This window comes from Sulfitobacter sp. HI0040 (assembly GCF_001634885.1).
In the GTDB taxonomy this organism is placed as follows: domain Bacteria; phylum Pseudomonadota; class Alphaproteobacteria; order Rhodobacterales; family Rhodobacteraceae; genus Sulfitobacter.
In genome coordinates this window covers 1-18,370 of record NZ_LWEX01000037.1, presented here as the reverse complement: position 1 = coordinate 18,370, position 18,370 = coordinate 1, and the positions used below count along the sequence as shown (strand labels likewise).

The following is an 18,370-nucleotide window of genomic DNA, read 5'->3' as shown; positions in this document are numbered from 1 at the left end:
TTCCAGTTTACGATAGGGGGTCAGCGTTTCGTGCGGATCAGATCGCGCAACTCGTTCTTGCGGATTTTTCCGGTTGTGGTTTTCGGTAACTCACCGAAAATAACCTGTTTGGGGCGCATGTAACCGGCAAGATTTGCCTTGGCATGGGCCAACAGCTCTTCTTCGGTCGCCTCACCTGAAAGTTCGACAAAGGCACAGGGCACTTCGCCCCATTTTTCATCGGGCATTGCCACAACGGCGACAAGGCCGACCGCAGGATGTAAATAGAGCGCTTTTTCCACCTCGATGGAGGAGATGTTCTCTCCGCCCGAGATGATGATGTCCTTGGACCGGTCGCGGATCTCAATATAGCCATCGGCATGCTGCACCGCAATATCGCCGGACCAGAACCAGCCGTCCTTGAAGGCCTTTGCCGTTTCTTCGGGTGCTTTCAGGTATCCTTTCATGACGATATTGCCGCGAAACACGATTTCGCCCAGGGTCTCGCCATCCCACGGGACGGGTGTGCCGGTCTCGGGGTCCAGCACCAGTACGTCTTCCTCAAGCTCATAGGCCACGCCCTGTCGGGCTTTTAATTCGGCCTGTTCACCGGGGGGAAGCGCCGCCCAGCTGGGCTTTTCGGCGCACACCACCGCAGGGCCATACACTTCGGTCAGTCCGTACACATGTGTAATGGAGATCCCCATCGCTTCCATGCCCTTGATCACGCTCGCGGGGCGCGGCGCGGCGGCAGTCATCATTTTTATTTTCTGGGAAAACGCCCGTTTTTCCGAGGCCCCGGTGATCATCGACATGATGATGGGGGCACCACACAGATGCGTCACGCTATGATCTGCGAAGGCGTCGTAAATGGCATCGGCACGCGGCGCGCGCATGAATACGTGGGTGCCGGCCAGCATGGTGATTGTCCAAGGAAAGCACCAGCCGTTGCAGTGAAACAGCGGCAACGTCCACAGATAAACAGGATTATGCGGCATTTCCCAGGTGACTACATTGTTGACCGCATTGGTCCAGGCCCCGCGATGGGAATAGACCACGCCCTTGGGCCGCCCTGTGGTGCCCGAGGTATAGTTCAGCGCCAGCGCATCCCATTCATCTTCGGGCAAGGCATAGGCAAAGTCTGGGTCACCCTCGGCCAGTAATTCGTCATAGGTCAATGTGCCGATCCGCACGCCGCCCGGCCCCTGAGTATCTTCGATATCCACGACCAGCAGATCTTGGCCTGACTGGGCGACAGCTTCGGCAGCCATAGCCGACAATTCGGCATCGACCAGCAGCACCTTCGCTTCGCCGTGATCCAGAATATAGGCGATGGTTCCAGCATCAAGCCGGGTGTCGCGTAGCCCTTAATTTTGAGATGAGGAATCCAACGCAATCAACGGCTATGCTTTGCCCTTAAATATGAGATTTTGCCTTTAATTCCGATATTTTTGCCCTTAAATCTGAGACAGGGTTCACAGACATGTGCGGCAAGTATCGATGGATAGTGATGGCGAAGACTCCGTTGCCGTTGGTGCTGAAGAGGCGCGCAGGGCCGTTGTGCTGCGTCCGCTTGTTCAGGCATATCTGAAAGGTACTGGCAGTCTGGAACGTGGCATCAATGACGCCGTTTGGGAGCTTGGTGTCAGCAGGGCGACGGTCTGGCGCTGGATAAAGCGGCTGGTCGAAGAAGGTGGACGCACCAGTGCCCTGGCTCCGCGGAAACGGGGCCGTCCAGTCGGTACAGCCTTGATATCCAGCAAGGTCGAAGCGGTGATCGAAGAGCACCTTCGCCGCTATTTCTTGCGCCGGGAGCGTTCGAGCCTGTCGCGCGTCGTGACAGAAATCCGCAGCGCGTGCTGGCAACAGGGCTTGCAACCGCCGACGCGTCGGACAGTTCAGCGTCGTCTGGATGCGATGGATGCCCGCGAGGTTGCGAAGGCACGAGAGGGCGCAAAGGTGGCCCGCCAGAAATTTGCGCCGGTCACAGGTGAGAACAAGGCCAGTGTGCCACTGGAGATCGTCCAAATTGATCATACGCCGGCGGACATCATTCTTGTCGACAGCTTTGAACGCCAACCAATTGGGCGGCCTTGGGTCACGCTGGCGATCGACATCGCAACGCGGATGGTAACCGGATACTACACTTCTCTCGAGGCGCCTTCGCGACTGTCAGTGGCGCTTTGCCTGACACATGCGGTTGCCCCCAAGGCAGAACTTCTGACGGAATTGGAGTGCAATATTCCTTGGCCCGCACAGGGCAAACCGCTCAGCCTCCACGCCGACAATGGCCGCGATTTCCGGTCGCGGGCCTTTCGGTCGGCATGCGCGGAATGGGGGATAAATCTGGTCTATCGGCCGCCGGGAAGTCCTCACTTCGGAGGTCACATCGAACGGTTGATCGGGACGATGATGGGGGCCGTTCACCTGTTGCCGGGAACAACGCAATCCTCCGTCGCGACCAAGGGCGACTATGATGCCGAAGGCATGGCCACGATGACCTTGAGCGAGTTCAATCGTTGGTTTGCTTTGGAAATCTGCCGATACAACAACAGCATTCATTCAAGTCTTGGCTGTACCCCTGTTGCCAAATGGGAGGCGCTCTCAGAGCAAATGATGGGCGACATTCCCTTTGAAATAGAAGCCTTTCGGGTGAGCTTCCTGCCAAGCGAACTGCGCAAGATCCGGCGTGACGGCATCCATCTGTTCCAGATAAGATACTGGTCCGATGCCCTTGCACGCCACATCGGGCGCGGGGATGGAAAGGTGGTCGTTCGCTACGATCCTCGTGATATCTCAATGATCTGGGTCGAACTGGACGATGGCCGGTATGTTGAGGCGCGGTACAGAAACCTGGAAATTCCGCCAGTGACCCTCTGGGAATACCGCGAAGCCATGAGGAAGGCTCGTGCCCTTGGCAAGTCCGGGTCCAATGAGCTGGTTCTGGCTGAGTTGATCCGACAGCAACGCCAGATCGAAGCAGAAAGCCGGGGCCTGACGAAGGCCGAACGCAGGTCCCGTGAAAGAAAAGGGACATTGGAGGGTGCCAACTCGGCCGTCTCGTCAACCGAAGGGCTGCGCGCGATCGATACGGGTGATACATCGCGCCCGTTGTTCAAGGTGGAGAGATGGTGAATTGAGGGCAGGGACAACTGAGGAAGACGGTCGGATCGCCCTCATTCAATCGGATATCTGGATCGGCTTTCCACGGGCCGAACAGGTGTTGGACCGCTTGCAGGGCATGATCGAAGCGCCACGGCAAACCCGTATGCCTGGGCTTCTTGTACATGGTGCCTCCGGGATCGGAAAGACGATGATCGCCCGAAACCTGTCGCGCAAGTACGCACCGGAATACGATCCGGCGTCGGGCATCACCCGCACACCGCTTCTGCTGTTGCAAGCGCCGCCCGCACCTGACGAACGGCGGTCTTACCTGCACATCCTGGCCGCCGTCGGCGCCCCGGCGACGGCACTGAGCGCCCGCGCTCAAAATGTGGCTTCCCTCGAAGTCCGCGTCATCGCGCTCCTGCGCGACCTTGGCCTACGGATGATCATGATCGATGAGGTTCACAACCTCTTGGCCGGGACCCACCGCGAACAGCGCCGCTTTCTTAATGTTCTGCGGTATCTCAGCAATGAACTCGAGGTGTCGCTGGTCTGCCTCGGGGTCAGCGAAGCCGTCGATGCCATCCGTGGTGATATCCAGCTTGCCAGGCGGTTGGATGAACATCACCTGCCGAACTGGCGCGACGATGCCGAGTTCTCGGACATGATCCAGACACTCATCGCGGCAATGCCCCTCGAGAAGAAATCCAATCTGAAGGTCAAGTCGCTCAAGCAGATACTGGCGCTTACAGGTGGGGTGACCTCGCGTATCTTCGCGCTGATCAAGGATCTTTCCATCGACGCCATTGTCACAGGTGATGAATGCATCACCGATGACGCAATCGCAAAATGGACCCCGGTTTGGTCGCGCCATGCGAAGGCCCATCGGCGGCTCGAGATGTCCGGGCTGTGAAGCCGCGTTCGCTGCCCAAGACTGTCGCGCCGCTGCCAGACGAGTTGCTGTCAGGTTGGCTGTCCCGGCTGGCTGCGGCCAACTACTGTGATGACACCGAACTGCTGGCTCATATCGAAATCTATACCACGCATGGCACCGCCTTGGACTTCAGCATCGACGCGGCAACGGCGGAGAAGATAGCCAACGCCGCACGGGTCGCCCCAGATGTTTTACAGGCTTTGGTCTTTCCGGCCATGACGCCACGCGAAGCCTCGCTGACGGCCCAGATGCCATTCCAGCATTGTCTGCAATGCTCCCGAAAGGGCCTTTCGCTCAGGCATTGGAGGCGGGCCTGGGCATTCGACTGTCGGGTTTGCGGAACGAGACTTGTGCAGACCCTTGGCAAAACAGGTGACGAACAAATACCCGACAAACTGATCTACCGAGCACGCCGCGGGGCAGGGATGCTTGAGTGCGCCGCGCGATCACGCAGCCCCAAGCAACTTCGGCGCGCAATGCGCGCGGTCACCTTTGCCATGTCACTTAAGGGCTGCCACGGGGGGCCGTTGTTTGCTCTTCAGAGCCACAAACCGGAAGTGAGGCTGTTCTGCCTTGCTGCCATTGATGCAGCCCAATCTCGTCCACTGATCAAAGCGGCCATCTCAAGCTCCGGCATCGACGACTATGCAAAGGTTGCTCTTTTGCGCGCCTTCGGGAAGGAGCCACGTCTGCTTGCCGCGGTAGATCAAATCGCGCAAAGGCGCGCGAGAAGCAAAGGCCCCATGACAGCCGAATCTCGCAATTAAGGGCAAAGACTGCCGTCAATCGCATCTCGTCTCAGATTTAAGGGCAACGCGATATCAGGCGAAGAGCTTAAGAAGCGGTGCTATGGCCTTCTGCCAGCTGTCACGCGCTTCAAGCCGGCCGATCCAGCCCGCAACTCTGGGGAATTCGTCCAGCGAAATCCCCGCTTGGTCGCGATACATGAATGTGGTTGCCAGATAGAAGTCGGCAAGGCTGAGTGCGCCTGCGATCCAATCCTTACCGTCGAGTCCGGTTTCCAAAACGGCAAGGAACTGGTCGGTCGCTTTCCGTTCCGCTTCGACCACAGTCGGATCAGGATCGCCCATGCCGAACTTCTCTTTGAGGAACAGCTCAAAGGACAACTTCTGCATCGCCGGGCCAAGGTGGATGGCTTGCCACCAGGCCCACTGATCGACGAGGGTCCGCGCCTTGAGGCCATCAGGATAGAGCCCCGCCTCGGGCCGGATCCCGGCCAGATAGGCACAGATCGCCCGGGATTCCCAGAGCACGAAATTCCCGTCCTCCAAAACAGGCACCTTTGCATTGGGATTGCGGGCAAGAAATTCCGCCGCACGGTTGTCCCCGGCACGGATGTCGACCTCGACCATTTCGAGTTCCACGCCCAGTTCGTGCGCCACCGCCCGCACACGCAGCGCATTCGGTGAGAAGTTCGCGTTGTAAAGCCTCATGACATTCTCCAGCATTATTGTTCCTGCGGCGCCTGAAGAAGCGCCGCGCGGTTAGCGGCCAGGAAATCGGCCACCGATTGTCCGGGCTTGCCGGTGAGCGATTCGAGATCGCCGCTGGCCACATCGAGATAGCCCTGCGCGATTGCTTCGTCGAAGGAGGCAAAGACCCTCGCCATGAACTCCGGTATTCCATTTGCGATCATCGCCTGCACCAGATCCTCGGTGGGCAGGGCGACATAGGGGATTTCCTTACCCGCAATTTCGGACAAGATCGCCGCGACTTCGGCCTGGCTGACCGTCTCCGGCCCGGTGATATCGAGGGTCTCCCTTCCCGTAGCTTTCATAAGCGCCGCGGCTGCGGCACGGGCGCAATCCGCCCGCGTCACATACCCGGTCTTGCCATCTGCCGCAGCGGCGAAATGCGTGCCCATGGCGACGCTCTGCTGGCCGCCCATCAACAGAAAGTCGGTGTACATATTGTTGCGCAGGATCGTATGATCCGCCCCACTTTCCGTGATCAGCTTCTCGGTCCCTTCGTGGTCTTGAGCGAATCCGATCGGACTTTCCGCGACCGGGCCTGCGAAGGAGGTATAGACGATGTGGTCGATACCTACCGTCTTGGCCGCAGCAATCGCGTTGGAATGAGCTGCGAGCCGCTTGCCCGGCTCCAGATCGTCGGTCGAAATGACGAGAAGACGCTTGCCGCCCGCGAAGGCTGCTTCAAGAGAAGCCGGGTCGTTGAAATCGCCCTCGCGCGCCTCGACTTTTTTTCCCGCCAGATCGGCAAGCTTGTCGGGGGTGCGCGAGATCGCGATGACCGGACCGGCACCTGCCTGAACCAGCAGATCGACCACCTGCCGGCCAAGTTGGCCGGACGCGCCTGTCACAATGAAGGGGCCGCTCTGGATGTTGGACATGATATTTCTCCTGTCTTGGTACTTCTGCAAGCGCGCTTGCGATCAATCGTGGATTTGGATGGGGGCGGGATTCGCCAGCTTGCCGCGCGCGAAACCCCAGCTTGTGGTCAGGATTTTGATCATCACATCGATCTCTGCCTCATCGCGCGGCGCAAAGGCCATGACCGCATTGGCCGGGATATATCCGGTCGACGCCATCGGGTGCGGTTCGCCCCAGCCTTTTGCGATGAGTTCCTCGACCGCCGCCAGCGGCAGCATCATGTGCGACGAACCGTCATAGGCGGGATGCACATGGGCAAATTCCCGCCCGATCATGAAGGCTTCGCGCGGGCCGCAGGCATGTTCCCGAGGCAGGACCAATGCCTCGGCACCGGGGACCGAGATACCCGATCGGCAACGCTCGACAAAGGGCAGGACGAAGGCCTTCTCCTTGAACAACGCGTGAATCTCGGTCGAAGAGTTCTGCGACACTTGCTCGTGCGGGGCGCACTCGGTGGTTTCGGGGCGCGGACCCTGCCGCAAGGGAAGTTCGAAGCACATATCTGGTCCTATCCAAATCTGAACGCGCTTTCGACCGCGCCCAATACATGATCCTCGAGGGTCTTTTTCCCCCGATCCGCAAGCGCGGCGCCGGCCACGACGTGCAATGGAATTAGATGTTCCTCGCGCGGATTGGCGTCACGTGCGCCGGGTGCCCGATCCCAAGCAGCCAGCATGGCGCGGCGCGCCCCGGGGTCTTCATGGGTCACCGCACCCGTGAGCCATCGGTCAAAGTCGCCGCCGTTCACCGGGCCATCGGGTCCGCCCCTCATCGCCCGAATCATTTTACCCATGTTGTGATAGGTGTTGCCGGACCCGATGATTAGCACACCTTCATCGCGCAAGGGCGCCAACGCGCGACCGGCAGCAAGATGCGCCTCAGCGTCGAGATCGTCGCGCAGGCTCAATTGGACGGTGGGGATGTCGGCCTCAGGAAAAGCGACCTTTAGCGGAACGAACACCCCATGATCGAAGCCACGCGCAGCGTCGGCCCGGGTTTCAAACCCCGCGCCGTTCAATAGCTCGCTTGCACGGGCCGCCAGCGTAGGATCGCCTGGCGCGGGCCAGGTCAGCTGATAGGTATGGGGGGGAAACCCCTGATAGTCGAACAGCAGCGGCGGCGCGGGGTTGGTCTGCACGGTAAACACCCGTTCCTCCCAATGGCCTGAGATCACGAGAAGCGCCTTGGGCTTTGCCGGCAGGCTCGCAGGCAAAGCCTCAAGGAATCTGCGGTGCCTGTCCCAGGTGTCAGGCGGGTTCCAGTCCATGAAGAAGCAAGGGCCGCCTCCATGGGTAACAAACACTGTCGGCTGCCTTTCGGTCATTCTGTCGTCCCTTTGAGCCCCAAGTCCGAGGGTGGATGGCCAGCGTCGTGGCAACTCCGCATCGGATCAATTCGCCGCTGTCGGAAACGCGGGCGCATACGCCGACTTGACCGCACGCACGCGATTGGCAGTCATCCACGAGGCGATCAGGAGCACCCAGGTCGCCAGGGCCGGTGGCCAGCCCGGATCACCCGCGCCCACATGCGCCCCGAAGGCCAGCACCAGATGCCAGAACATCGCCGCGTAAGCCCAGTCCGCCAGCATCGCCGAAGGGCGCCAGAGAATCACCACCGCGCCGACGATCTTCAAAATCGCGAGTGGCCAGATGATGTATGTGGGATAGCCCAACACCTCGCGATACATGCCCGCGACCATGTCGTGGGATGAGATGTAGAAAGTCGCCGCACCCAGGTAGACCAGCGCCACAAGGCCGGTCGCGATCCAGTAGACATACTTCGCCACGTTGTCACTCATCACCATACTCCTTGTTTGCAAGGGCTTGTTCAGCCGCTGTTTCCGCTTTAAGTATCTTTAGGTGTCTGGCTTCGTTCTTGAAAGTAGGCACTTAAAAGTAACTATCTTACCTGGACCGCGAGGATTATCCACGATGAAGAGAGTCCAGCCCCCCTCATGCCCGATGGAGGCGCTTCTGCGTGTCATCACAGGCCCTTGGACGATCTATATACTCTGGGTTCTGTCCGAGCAGGGACCGCAGCGTTTCGGCGCGCTCAAGCGTTTGGTGCCCGGAATTTCCACTCGCGTCCTGACCGAGAGGCTAAGAATGCTGGAACATGCTGGCGTTGTATGGCGCGAGCAGGCCATGACCATCCCACCCGCTGTCACATACGGGCTGACTGAGCGCGGCGCGGAACTGCGCGGCGTGCTGGACAGGCTTGGCTCGATCGCACGCCGCTGGGAGGCCGAGGGTGCCTTTGTCGGGACCGCGAGCGCGGCGGAATGACGGTGCCCCTCCAGTTAGCGGGATAATCCCGCGCCCGAGAACAACTCAGGCGGACTCCGACCCGAAGTTCATGACGAATTGAAAACGGCGCTAGACAAAGCCGCGCCAGGCGGCGCTTGGTCGGGTAGATCCGCACAGCTTTACGATTTGCTGCTAAATCAACTTCTATCCACTATACTTACTAGACGGTACAGTAAAGCTTGTAACCGCCTAGTTCTGCCTCGGATAGAGAGAACGAGATGCCCGTGAGAAAAATGGCCGACGTCATGATTGGTGCGCGCAAGGTTTTCTTCCGATGCGGTTACGAAGGAGCCACGGTCGATGCGATTGCCGCTGAAGGAAAAGTTTCGAAGGCAACCATGTATTCGTATTACCCGACCAAGGAGCAACTGTTCCTGAGCGTGGTTGAATCCGAATGCGGTCGGCTTGCGGACGAAATCCTCCGGCCCTTGATCGCGTCTTTGGAGCCGCGCGCCCAGTTGGAAGAACTCGCCCTGCGCATGGTCGACCTCACCTTGGACGACACCTACATCCGTCTCCTGCGAACGTGCATTGGCGCCTCCGAGGCGCTTCCCGAAGTGGGTGAGGTGTATTTTCGCGCAGGCCCGAAACCGGCCCGCGAACTCGTCGGGCAGGTTCTGGAGCGCCTTACGCGCGAAGGCGCGCTCGATGTCGATGACGCCCGGCGCGCGTCAGATCACTTCATACACCTTTGCGTTTCGGGGCTACTTATGCCGCGCCTTCTCGCAGTGAAACGACCAGTCCACCGCGAGAAACATGCAGGCGAAGCGGTCGCTGCATTCCTGCGACTCTACGGTAGCGGCCACAGAGACAAATTTTCAGATTGAGCTCGCTTGCCAAATACGGGGCAGCGCATTAGCTCACCCAATGACTTAACCGACCGGACGGTACAGGGTGACTGCACAAGTGGAAAAGCAACCGAAGAACGCCTCGCCGAAGATTCTTGGCGCTGCGCGGGCGATTGCGCTGCGGGAAGGCGCGGGAAAGATCACGATCGACGCCGTCGCTCGGAAATCCGGCCTCAGCAAGGGTGGCGTTTTGTACAACTTCCCCACCAAGAAGGCGCTTCTGGCCGGGCTGCTCGACGAAATGCTCGCGGAGCACCGCAAACGTCTGGCGTCGGTCCCGGAAGGACACAGTTCCCGCACCCTGCGCGGTCATCTGGAGACAGTCCTGCAAGCCAGAAGCACCGATGATGACCTTTCGATGGCTATTCTCGCGGTTTCGGCGTCGGATCCGAATCTTCTGGACCCGCTGAGAAGAGAGCTGTCCCATGATGTCGAGCGCATCCGTTCGGACTCGCAGGACGACACTGCGGCGATGGTTCTCTTTTTGGCAATCCAGGGTCTTCGTTTCCAGAGGCTCCTTCGCCTCGCGGATGGTGATGCCGATCAGCAAGACGCCGTCATCGACAGATTGAAGGACATGATCGATGAGCTCGAATAGAACCAGATACTTCCGAGGAGGCGCCGCCGGATTGGTCGTCTTCCTGCTTGCCATTGTCCTTCTCGTGCAATTCAGCCCGGACATCGCATCCAAGGTCTTCGCGCAGACTACGGATGAGGTTTCCGGTGCCGATGCGCAAGGAAGCGCCGAGCAAGATATGGCCCAGCCGGTCACGGTCGAAGTTTCGCGCGCTGAGCTTCGCGATAGTGATAGGGAGCGCAGCTTGGCAGGTCGTGTGGAGCCCGCCCGGACCGTGGATATTGCCTTTCAGGTTTCGGGTCAGCTTTCCGACCTCGCGGTAGATGCTGGGACTCGGGTTGCGAAAGGCGATTTGATCGCTGCGCTCGACCCGGTCGATTTCGACTTGGCCTTGGACCGGGCACAGGCCTCTTTCGACCTCGCAAAATCCGAATACGATCGTGCGTTGAGTCTGACCGAGAGGGGGGTGGCGACCGACGCCCGTCTCGAAACGACCCGCGCGCAGCTTGCTCAGGCGGAAGTCGCCCTCCGGGAAGCGGAGCGTCGTCTGGCTCAAGCCACGGTCGCGGCGCCCTTCGACGCCATTGTCGCGCGCATCTTTCTGGAGGAGTTTTCGAACGTAACCCCTGCGGCTCCGATTGCCAGGTTGCAGGACATCAGCGAGATGCGGGTCCGGATTTCGCTGCCCGAGGAACTCGCCGCGATGGCACGCGCCCAGCCCGATGCGTTCAGGGTAACCGCGACTTTCCCTGCCGTGCCGGGATATGACGCAACTCTCTATCTGCGGACGTTCGTGACCGATGCGGACCCCACAGCCCAAACCTATGACGTCGAGTTTGCAATCGAGGGCGCCATCGACCCGCGCTTGCTGCCCGGAATGACGGCGAATGTGCGCGTCTCCGCCGCCGCGGAGGGTGCGCAATCGCGGTCGGTAGTGGTTCCCGTCTCGGCGATCGACACGACGAGCCGGAGCGAGCCGTCCGTCTGGCTCTACGACAAAGACTCCGGCCGGGTATACCGAAAGACAATCCGGCTGGGGCTACCCAACGACAATGAAATCGTCGTGCTTGAGGGACTCGCCGGGGATGAACTGGTGGTGTCAGGCGGTTGGTGGCGCCTGAAGGAAAACGAACCGGTCGCGGTTCGCGGCCTCTGAACACCCCTGGACCGGACAAGTCGAAACCATGACAAAGAGCATTTCACGCGCAAGCATCCGACGTCCGGTCGCCGTTTGGCTGGCAATTGTCTTTTGCCTTCTCGGCGGCTTGTGGGGACTGAACACGGTCGGACGCCTCGAAGACCCGAGTTTCACGCTCAAGACGTCGCTCGTTTTCGTGCCCTATCCGGGCGCGACCGCGATGGAAGTGGAAGAGGAAGTCGCCGATGTCGTGGAGAGCGCACTCCAACAGATGAAGCAGCTCGACCGGGTGGAATCGAAATCCATGCCGGGCATGGCCCAGATCACGGTCGAGATCGAGATGACCTATGGGCCCGACGAGATCCCGCAGGTCTGGGACGAGATGCGCCGCCGTATCCGCGACATCGAAGGAGAGCTCCCCGCTGGTGCGCAAGCTCCGATTATCAACGACGATTTCGGCGACGTCTATGGCATGTTCTATGCGGTGACGGCCGATGGGTTGAGCCCCACGGCCCAGCGTGAACTCGCGACCAAATTGCGTCGCGGACTTGTCACCGTCGACGGCGTGGCCAAGGTCGAGGTTCAGGGGCTGGCGGAGGAGGAGATCATCATCTCGGTCCCTTCGGCGCGACTGACCGAACTGGGGCTGCCGCCGGACCAGATCCTCGGTATCATCGCTGACGAAAACCAGGTTTTCTCCAACGGCGAGATCAGCGAGGGGCTGTCGCGGCTGGGTGTGTCCGTTCCGCCGGGTTATGTCAGCGTCGCGGGCATAGAGGCGCTGCGGCTCGGCTCTCCTGGAGAAGTCGGGCAGATTGCGCTCTACGACATCGCCCGCGTGGTCCGAGAGGAGACGGAGCGGCCGAGCCAGATCGTGCGTCACAATGGCACGCGAGCTTTCACTCTTGGGGTCTCGGCGCTCGTGGACCGCAACGTGGTCGAGGTCGGCAGATCGGTCGAGGCACGGCTGGACCAAGTGAAGACCGAATTGCCGGACGGCGTCGAGATCGTACCGATCTATGAACAGCACAAGGTCGTCGACGAAGCGGTCTCGAGCTTTCTTGTCAGCCTCGGTCAATCCGTGGCCATCGTGATCGGGGCGCTGATGCTGACCATGGGGTGGCGCGCGGGTCTCGTCGTGGGCGCGACACTGGGCCTCACGGTGCTCTCGACGCTCTTCTTCATGTCTGTTTTCGGCATCGAGATGGAACGGATTAGTCTTGGGGCACTGATCATCGCTATGGGTATGCTGGTCGACAACGCCATCGTGATCGCCGAAGGCATGCTGATTGGCATGGCACGGGGCAAGTCCGCCGAAGACGCCGCCGCCGATACCGAGACCGCGACAGCGTTTCCCCTGCTCGGGGCCACCGTGATCGGGATAATGGCGTTCTCTGGAATTGGACTATCGCCAGATGCCACCGGCGAGTTCCTGTTCTCGCTTTTCGCGGTAATCGCGATTTCGCTGCTGATGAGCTGGATACTCGCCGTGACCGTCACGCCCTATTTGGGTAAGCTCCTTCTGAAGGCACCGAAAGACACCTCCAAGGACCCCTATGGTGGCTTCATCTATTCGGCCTATCGCGGTTTCCTCTGGATGGCGCTGCGCGCTCGCGTGCTCGTCGTCCTGACGATCGTCGGAATCACGGTCTGGTCGGTCATGGCCTTCGGCCAGGTCAAGCAGGCTTTTTTTCCGGCGTCGAACACCCCGATATTCTACGTCGAATTCCAGATGCCGCAAGGCACGGACATTCGAGTCTCGAATAAAGAAATGGCCCGGCTCGAGGAGATCATCTTAGGCGAGGGGATCGTGACGGACGTGACGACGCTTGTGGGGCGAGGGGCCAGCCGCTTCATGCTGACCTACAACCCTGAGCAGGCCGATTCGAGCTACGGTCAGCTGATCGTACGTGCGACCGATGCCACACTCATCCCCGATGTTGCGGCGCGTCTCAATCGCGAACTGCCGACGCAATTCCCCAATGCTCTTATCCGCGTCGAGGAGATCGTCTTCGGTCCGCCTTCCGGGGCCGATGTCGCCGTGCGGTTCTCCGGACCCGATCCGGTGGTCCTCCGGCAGCTATCGGATGACGCGCTTGCGATCTACGACGAGGCCGGCACGATCACAAACCCGCGCACAGACTGGCGGCAGCGCGAAATTCTCGTCGAACCCATCGTCGACGAGGCTCGCATGCGGTTGGCCGGTGCGACTCGCGGATCGATTTCCGACACCGTGCAATACGGCACCTCGGGCCTGCGGGTGGGCACCCTGCGCGAGGGCGATGCCGAAATCCCGATGTATCTGCGGCTTCCCGAGGTCGAGCGCGACGGGCTGGATCGTTTGCGCGATCTCTCCGTCTGGTCGCCAGGTGCAAATGGCTATGTGCCGATGGCCAACCTCGTCTCCAGCTTCGAGCCCCGTCTCGTCGAGGCGCTGATCCACCGGCGCGACCGAGCGCGAACGATCACCGCTCTTGGCGGCGCGCGACCGGATCTGACTGCGAACGAGGCCTTCAACAGCGTGCGCGACGAGATCGAAGCGATGCGGCTCCCCGACGGCTATTCGATGGAGTGGGGTGGCGAATACGAAAGCCAGCAAATGGCCAACGAAAGTCTCGGCAAGCAGCTTCCGATCAGCCTCATTGTGATGCTGACGATCTCGATCCTGATGTTCAACAAAGTGCGCCAGCCGGTGATATTGTGGCTCGTCGTACCCATGTCGGTCACAGGCATGGTTCTCGGTCTGCTGTTCACGGGGCTCCCGTTCACGTTCACGGCGCTTCTCGGCTTCCTGTCCCTTTCCGGGATGCTGATGAAGAATGCCATTGTGCTGGTGGAAGAAATCGATCAGCAGCGCGCCCAAGGTGTCGAGGACTATAGGGCGGTGATCGATGGCTCGGTCAGCCGTTTGAGGCCTGTCGTGCTGGCTGCAGGCACAACGATTTTCGGTATGATTCCGCTCTTACCAGACGCCTTCTTCGCATCGATGGCCGTGACGATCATGGGTGGCCTCGCGTTCGCCTCGATCCTGACGCTGGTTGCGGTGCCGGTATTTTATGCACTGTTCTTCCGGATCAAGCCGCCCAAAAAAGAAAACGCTCCTTCAGGTTCCCCAGCGACAGCCTGAACGCAGATGCAGTTACAAGCGCGTCTCTGAGCGCCCTTGACCCGTCTTAAGGACGGTGTAGGCATGTTCCGCCGCCTCAAGCGCGCCTTCGAGAAAACCGCCGAGCGCGTCATGCGCCCGAGCGGCATCGGGCGGAAGAACTGGCTTTTCGCAGGCTCCGACAGCGGTGGCGAAACGCTGTCCCGGGCGATGACCCTTGTCGGGACAGCCAAGATGAACGGCCTCGATCCGCAAGCCTGGCTGGCCGACATCCTCGACCGCATCCGCGATCACATGATCAACCCGCTCAACGAACTGCTTCCATGGAACTGGACGCCAATGAACTGATCCGCGGTAACAACCGGGCGGTTACGTTTTCCGGGAGTTGATTACCTTTGAACCTTGAGGTCCGCCTTCGACCTCACTCACTAAAGTCCGAACAACCATTAGATTCTTGGCAAAGTCGAAAGTGCGGATGTCTGGCCCCCTTGGTCAGCTGAAGATTGGAGTTCCCCCGGCTTGTGACACTCGGCGAGTTGCCGCAGCACATGATGGTGGTCTTCGATGCGATCAATGACATTGTCATGCAGCACACAGCTGAGGAAGTGGAGGCGGAAATCGCGCGCCATGATGCCGTTGTCTCGCGTGTGTTGAGTGTCGAGGAAATCACGACGAACGAGCAGATACGCCATCGCGGGGATATCGTGTCGGTCGTGGGCGAACAGACGCAGGTCTTTGGTCCGGTCCCTCATCTCAGCGCGACGGCCGGTCAGCTTCGTTGGCTGGGACGGCCGCCTGGCGCAGACAGCCAAAGCATTCTGCGTGATCTTGGTCTTAACGATGAGCGGATCACTGCCCTGTGTGAGGCTGGGCTCGTAAGATTGGAAGGAGGGGGGGAGCCATGACATTTCGATTGACCGCCGACCAAGACGAGATTCGCGACTAATGGCTGGACCGGGATCGCAACGGTGGTTTTCCCCGTGAACTGCACAGGGCAATGGCGGTTGGCCAGGTATTGCCATGCCAGAAGCTGTCGGCGGCGCGGGTCTGGGGATCACCGAGGCGACCATCATGATGCAGGCAGTCGCCGAGTCGGGGGCTGGCGCGAGCGGAGCCTCGGCCATCCACATGAACATTTTCGGACTCAACCCGGTGGTGAAATTTGGGACCGATGAGCAGCGCGCTCGTATGCTTGGCCCGCTGATCGCAGGCGATGAAAAGGCCTGTTTCGCCGTGACCGAACCGGCGACCGGGTTAGACACCACAAAGCTGACGACCATGGCAATGCGGCAGGGGACAGATATGTCGAGGACGGACAAGAAGTCTGGACTTCTACCGCGCAGGTGACGGACAAGATGTTGCTTCTGGCCAGAACAACGCGGCTAGAGAAGGTGAGCAGCCCGACCGAAGGGCTGAGCCTGTTCTACACTGACCTAAACCGTGATTTCGTTGATGTGCGAGAGATCAAAAAGATGGGGCGAAAGGCTGTCGATTCGAACGAGGTCTTCATCGATGGGTTACCGATTCCGGCTGAGGACCTGATCGGGGAGGAGGGCAAAGGCTTTGGGCAAACTCTGCTCGGGTTAAATCCCGAACGCATTCTGGTGGCTGGCGAATGTATTGGTATTGCGCGCAACGCACTGGTTCGCGCGGCGCATTATGCAAGCGAACGTGTGATTTTTGACCGCCCGATCGGCCAAAACCAGGGTGTTCAGCATCCGCTGGCCTGGGCATGGGCGCGGCTGGAATCTGCCAATTTCATGGTGACGCACGCCGCCGCCCTTTACGATGCGGGAGAGCTCTGCGGCGTCGAGGCGAAAGCTGCCAAGCTTTTGGCCGCGGCCGCCGCGGTCGAGGCGACCGAAGTCGCGCAAATTACATTTGGCGGATTCGGATACGCCAAGGAATATTACGTGGAGCGGCTAGTGCGGGAAGCTCTGCTTTTCCGCATCGTACCGGTGACACCGCAGATGCGTTTGTTGTTCATACCAGAAAAAGCCCTTGGATTTCCAAGGCCTTACTGATCTGAGATAACGGGCGGGGCTGGTGGGGAAAGGTGTCTTGACCAATTTTCTAACGCGCGTTAGATTAGTGACAACTGCCCCTTAAGGGGAATGGGAGGAGGCGTCATGCATAAGACGCAGTTCGGGTCTTCGATGGAGGACCTGTCGAAACGTGAAACCGTTTACGCGAGCGATTTATTCAGCGGCAAAACCGTTGTGGTGACCGGCGCTGGAGGCGGATTGGGGCTGGCAATTGCGACCCTGTTCGCGAGGCTCGGGGCCAATCTGGCGATCAATGGACGCAACGAAGAGAAACTGGCTTTGGCGAGGGAGTTCCTCGAAAGTTTCGGGGGTAAAGTCTTCGCTGTGCCTATGACCATCCGGGAGCCTGAGCAGGTCGAGGACTTTGTCGCTAAGACGAACCAGGAATTCGGGGCGATTGACGTTCTTGTGAACAATGCTGGGGGTCAGTTTCCGCAAGCTGCGTTGGAGTTCAGTCCAAAGGGCTGGAATGCGGTCATAGACACCAACCTCAACGGCACCTGGTGGATGATGCAATCCACGGCGCGCCACTGGGTTGCCAACAAGCAATCGGGCTCCGTCATCAATATCGTGGCGGATATCTGGCGCGGTATGCCCGGCATCGCGCATACCTGCGCGGCTCGGGCAGGGGTTATCTACCTGTCCAAGTCAGTTGCGGTAGAGTGGGCCCAGCATGATATCCGAGTGAACTGCGTGGCACCGGGTTGCTGCGAAAGCAACGGTTTCGGGAACTACCCTCCAGAGGGTTCTGCGACCTTCCAGGACTCCAATCCGATGCGGCACGCCGGGGACGAATGGGATGTCGCTGAAGGCGTTGTCTATATGGCGGCCAATTCAGGGAAATTCGTAACCGGTGAAGTTCTGAACATCGACGGTGGGCAGCAATTGTGGGGGGATCCATGGCCAACGGGGCGGCCGGACTACTTCCGGATTACCTGATTATGGCCGTGACTCTTAGGGGACAATGGGATCTAGATGACGATAAAGAGTAAAACAGCAATCGGAGCCGATGATGGGGCGATACTGGAGTGCAGCGGGGTCGAACGACGGTTCGGCGGCATCGTCGCTGTCACCGGTGTGGACCTCGTTATTCGAGAAGGGGAAATCTTTGGACTTGTCGGTCCGAATGGCAGCGGCAAGACAACCTTAACGAACGCAATTACCGGATTTTTTCCGCCAAACGAGGGCAAAATCCGGCTGGCAGGAAAAGACATCACGGGCACAGCGCCTCACAAGGTTGCCAAGCTTGGGGTTGCCCGGACGTTCCAGAATCTTGCCCTGTTCAACGGGATGAGCGTTCTGGACAACATCCTGCTCGGGCGGCACATCCACATGAGCCCAGGCGTTTTGCGCACGGCGCTTTATTGGTGGGCAGCACAGCGTGAAGAAATCGAGAACCGTAAAATCGTCGAGGAGGTGATCGAGTTTCTACAACTCGAGAGCATCCGGCATGATTTGGTCGATGGCCTTCCGATCGGGTTGAAAAAACGGGTCGAGCTGGCGCGGGCATTGGTGGCCGAGCCCCAGATGCTGATTCTCGATGAACCGATGGCGGGCATGAACCAGGAAGAAAAGGGGTATATGTCCCGCTTTATTCTGGATGCCCGTGCCGAACGCGGCGTCAGCGTACTGCTGATCGAACACCAGATGGATGTCATCACCGGAATTTGTGATCGGATGCTGGCCTTGAATTATGGCGAAATGATCGCAAGCGGCATCCCGAAGGAAGTTGTGAAAGACCCGCGGGTCATTGAGGCATATATCGGAGGGTCGCATGGCTGATTTTACGAAGAACCGGTCTTCAGGCGGCGAAACGGTCGGTGCACTGCTGGCGCGGAACGCGTCGCGCCACGGAAAGGATGTCGCGCTTCGCGAAAAAGAGCGTGGGATATGGAAAGAAATCACCTGGGCGGAATATGCC

Annotated in this window: 18 protein-coding genes and 2 pseudogenes; 14 read left to right on the top strand and 6 right to left on the bottom strand. The window is 59.6% G+C overall.

Going from position 1 to position 18,370, the window contains the following annotated elements:
• Positions 1-20: 20 nt before the first annotated feature.
• Positions 21-1,325 (bottom strand): annotated as a pseudogene (locus tag A3728_RS03925) (AMP-binding protein); the annotation flags it as partial.
• A gap of 154 nt (positions 1,326-1,479) precedes the next feature.
• On the opposite strand from A3728_RS03925, the gene A3728_RS03920 reads away from it, so the two are divergent.
• From A3728_RS03920 to A3728_RS03910, 3 genes are read left to right on the top strand one after another with little or no spacing between them, the layout of a single operon-like run.
• A complete protein-coding gene (locus A3728_RS03920; RefSeq protein WP_150120631.1) occupies positions 1,480-3,114 on the top strand; it encodes a Mu transposase C-terminal domain-containing protein in 1,635 nt (544 codons plus the stop codon).
• Between the two features lies 1 nt (position 3,115).
• Positions 3,116-3,997, top strand: a complete 882-nt coding sequence (locus tag A3728_RS03915) for a TniB family NTP-binding protein (RefSeq protein WP_067920456.1) — start codon at positions 3,116-3,118, stop codon at positions 3,995-3,997.
• Positions 3,994-4,785: a TniQ family protein gene (locus tag A3728_RS03910; protein WP_067920454.1), complete on the top strand. Its 792-nt coding sequence runs from the start codon at positions 3,994-3,996 to the stop codon at positions 4,783-4,785. Before A3728_RS03915 ends, A3728_RS03910 begins: the two co-directional genes overlap by 4 nt.
• A 54-nt stretch (positions 4,786-4,839) precedes the next feature.
• On the opposite strand, the gene A3728_RS03905 is transcribed toward A3728_RS03910, so the two are convergent.
• The 5 genes from A3728_RS03905 to A3728_RS03885 all read right to left on the bottom strand — a co-directional run bounded on the left by A3728_RS03905 (position 4,840) and on the right by A3728_RS03885 (position 8,227).
• Positions 4,840-5,472 (bottom strand): glutathione S-transferase family protein, encoded by a 633-nt coding sequence (locus A3728_RS03905; protein ID WP_067920481.1) that lies wholly within the window; start codon positions 5,470-5,472, stop codon positions 4,840-4,842.
• A 14-nt stretch (positions 5,473-5,486) separates the two neighbouring features.
• Entirely contained in the window at positions 5,487-6,389 is a 903-nt protein-coding gene (locus A3728_RS03900) for an NAD(P)H-binding protein (protein WP_067920453.1), read from the bottom strand.
• 42 nt (positions 6,390-6,431) lie between these two features.
• Positions 6,432-6,929 (bottom strand): luciferase domain-containing protein, encoded by a 498-nt coding sequence (locus A3728_RS03895; protein WP_067920451.1) that lies wholly within the window; start codon positions 6,927-6,929, stop codon positions 6,432-6,434.
• 8 nt (positions 6,930-6,937) lie between these two features.
• Entirely contained in the window at positions 6,938-7,753 is an 816-nt protein-coding gene (locus tag A3728_RS03890; protein ID WP_067920449.1) for a DODA-type extradiol aromatic ring-opening family dioxygenase, read from the bottom strand.
• Positions 7,754-7,819: 66 nt separating this feature from the next.
• On the bottom strand, positions 7,820-8,227 hold the full coding sequence (locus tag A3728_RS03885) for a DoxX family protein (protein WP_067920447.1): 408 nt from the start codon (positions 8,225-8,227) through the stop codon (positions 7,820-7,822).
• 133 nt (positions 8,228-8,360) lie between these two features.
• Here A3728_RS03885 and A3728_RS03880 point away from each other — a divergent pair, with 133 nt between their 5' ends.
• The 11 genes and pseudogenes from A3728_RS03880 (at position 8,361) to A3728_RS03835 (ending at position 18,231) form a co-directional block, all read left to right on the top strand.
• Entirely contained in the window at positions 8,361-8,714 is a 354-nt protein-coding gene (locus A3728_RS03880; protein WP_236630410.1) for a winged helix-turn-helix transcriptional regulator, read from the top strand.
• Between the two features lie 239 nt (positions 8,715-8,953).
• Positions 8,954-9,562, top strand: coding sequence for a TetR/AcrR family transcriptional regulator (locus A3728_RS03875; RefSeq protein WP_067920445.1), 609 nt, complete (start codon positions 8,954-8,956; stop codon positions 9,560-9,562).
• A gap of 79 nt (positions 9,563-9,641) precedes the next feature.
• On the top strand, positions 9,642-10,181 hold the full coding sequence (locus A3728_RS03870; protein WP_067920443.1) for a TetR/AcrR family transcriptional regulator: 540 nt from the start codon (positions 9,642-9,644) through the stop codon (positions 10,179-10,181).
• Positions 10,168-11,316 carry an efflux RND transporter periplasmic adaptor subunit gene (locus A3728_RS03865; protein WP_067920441.1) on the top strand — a complete coding sequence of 383 codons (1,149 nt, stop codon included), beginning with the start codon at positions 10,168-10,170 and terminating at the stop codon, positions 11,314-11,316. Before A3728_RS03870 ends, A3728_RS03865 begins: the two co-directional genes overlap by 14 nt.
• 28 nt (positions 11,317-11,344) lie before the next feature.
• On the top strand, positions 11,345-14,425 hold the full coding sequence (locus A3728_RS03860) for an efflux RND transporter permease subunit (protein ID WP_067920438.1): 3,081 nt from the start codon (positions 11,345-11,347) through the stop codon (positions 14,423-14,425).
• Between the two features lie 99 nt (positions 14,426-14,524).
• Positions 14,525-14,752 (top strand): annotated as a pseudogene (locus tag A3728_RS03855) (transposase domain-containing protein); the annotation flags it as partial.
• A 173-nt stretch (positions 14,753-14,925) separates the two neighbouring features.
• Entirely contained in the window at positions 14,926-15,309 is a 384-nt protein-coding gene (locus A3728_RS03850) for a CoA transferase (RefSeq protein ID WP_236630409.1), read from the top strand.
• Between the two features lie 115 nt (positions 15,310-15,424).
• Positions 15,425-15,751 (top strand): acyl-CoA dehydrogenase family protein, encoded by a 327-nt coding sequence (locus A3728_RS23635; protein WP_236630408.1) that lies wholly within the window; start codon positions 15,425-15,427, stop codon positions 15,749-15,751.
• Between the two features lie 8 nt (positions 15,752-15,759).
• Positions 15,760-16,428: an acyl-CoA dehydrogenase family protein gene (locus tag A3728_RS23630; RefSeq protein WP_236630407.1), complete on the top strand. Its 669-nt coding sequence runs from the start codon at positions 15,760-15,762 to the stop codon at positions 16,426-16,428.
• A gap of 105 nt (positions 16,429-16,533) precedes the next feature.
• A complete protein-coding gene (locus tag A3728_RS03840) occupies positions 16,534-17,388 on the top strand; it encodes an SDR family oxidoreductase (RefSeq protein ID WP_067920432.1) in 855 nt (284 codons plus the stop codon).
• Between the two features lie 36 nt (positions 17,389-17,424).
• Positions 17,425-18,231, top strand: coding sequence for an ABC transporter ATP-binding protein (locus A3728_RS03835; protein ID WP_067920430.1), 807 nt, complete (start codon positions 17,425-17,427; stop codon positions 18,229-18,231).
• Positions 18,232-18,370 lie beyond the last annotated feature (139 nt).

What these genes read in the sequence shown, in the direction of transcription:
- A3728_RS03920 (WP_150120631.1), top strand. Translation starts at nt 1,480, where the DNA reads ATGGATAGTGATGGCGAAGACTCCGTTGCCGTTGGTGCTGAAGAGGCG.
- A3728_RS03905 (WP_067920481.1), bottom strand. Translation starts at nt 5,472, where the DNA reads ATGAGGCTTTACAACGCGAACTTCTCACCGAATGCGCTGCGTGTGCGG.
- A3728_RS03900 (WP_067920453.1), bottom strand. Translation starts at nt 6,389, where the DNA reads ATGTCCAACATCCAGAGCGGCCCCTTCATTGTGACAGGCGCGTCCGGC.
- A3728_RS03895 (WP_067920451.1), bottom strand. Translation starts at nt 6,929, where the DNA reads ATGTGCTTCGAACTTCCCTTGCGGCAGGGTCCGCGCCCCGAAACCACC.
- A3728_RS03890 (WP_067920449.1), bottom strand. Translation starts at nt 7,753, where the DNA reads ATGACCGAAAGGCAGCCGACAGTGTTTGTTACCCATGGAGGCGGCCCT.
- A3728_RS03885 (WP_067920447.1), bottom strand. Translation starts at nt 8,227, where the DNA reads ATGAGTGACAACGTGGCGAAGTATGTCTACTGGATCGCGACCGGCCTT.
- A3728_RS03880 (WP_236630410.1), top strand. Translation starts at nt 8,361, where the DNA reads ATGAAGAGAGTCCAGCCCCCCTCATGCCCGATGGAGGCGCTTCTGCGT.
- A3728_RS03875 (WP_067920445.1), top strand. Translation starts at nt 8,954, where the DNA reads ATGCCCGTGAGAAAAATGGCCGACGTCATGATTGGTGCGCGCAAGGTT.
- A3728_RS03865 (WP_067920441.1), top strand. Translation starts at nt 10,168, where the DNA reads ATGAGCTCGAATAGAACCAGATACTTCCGAGGAGGCGCCGCCGGATTG.
- A3728_RS03860 (WP_067920438.1), top strand. Translation starts at nt 11,345, where the DNA reads ATGACAAAGAGCATTTCACGCGCAAGCATCCGACGTCCGGTCGCCGTT.
- A3728_RS23635 (WP_236630408.1), top strand. Translation starts at nt 15,425, where the DNA reads ATGCCAGAAGCTGTCGGCGGCGCGGGTCTGGGGATCACCGAGGCGACC.
- A3728_RS23630 (WP_236630407.1), top strand. Translation starts at nt 15,760, where the DNA reads ATGTTGCTTCTGGCCAGAACAACGCGGCTAGAGAAGGTGAGCAGCCCG.
- A3728_RS03840 (WP_067920432.1), top strand. Translation starts at nt 16,534, where the DNA reads ATGCATAAGACGCAGTTCGGGTCTTCGATGGAGGACCTGTCGAAACGT.
- A3728_RS03835 (WP_067920430.1), top strand. Translation starts at nt 17,425, where the DNA reads ATGACGATAAAGAGTAAAACAGCAATCGGAGCCGATGATGGGGCGATA.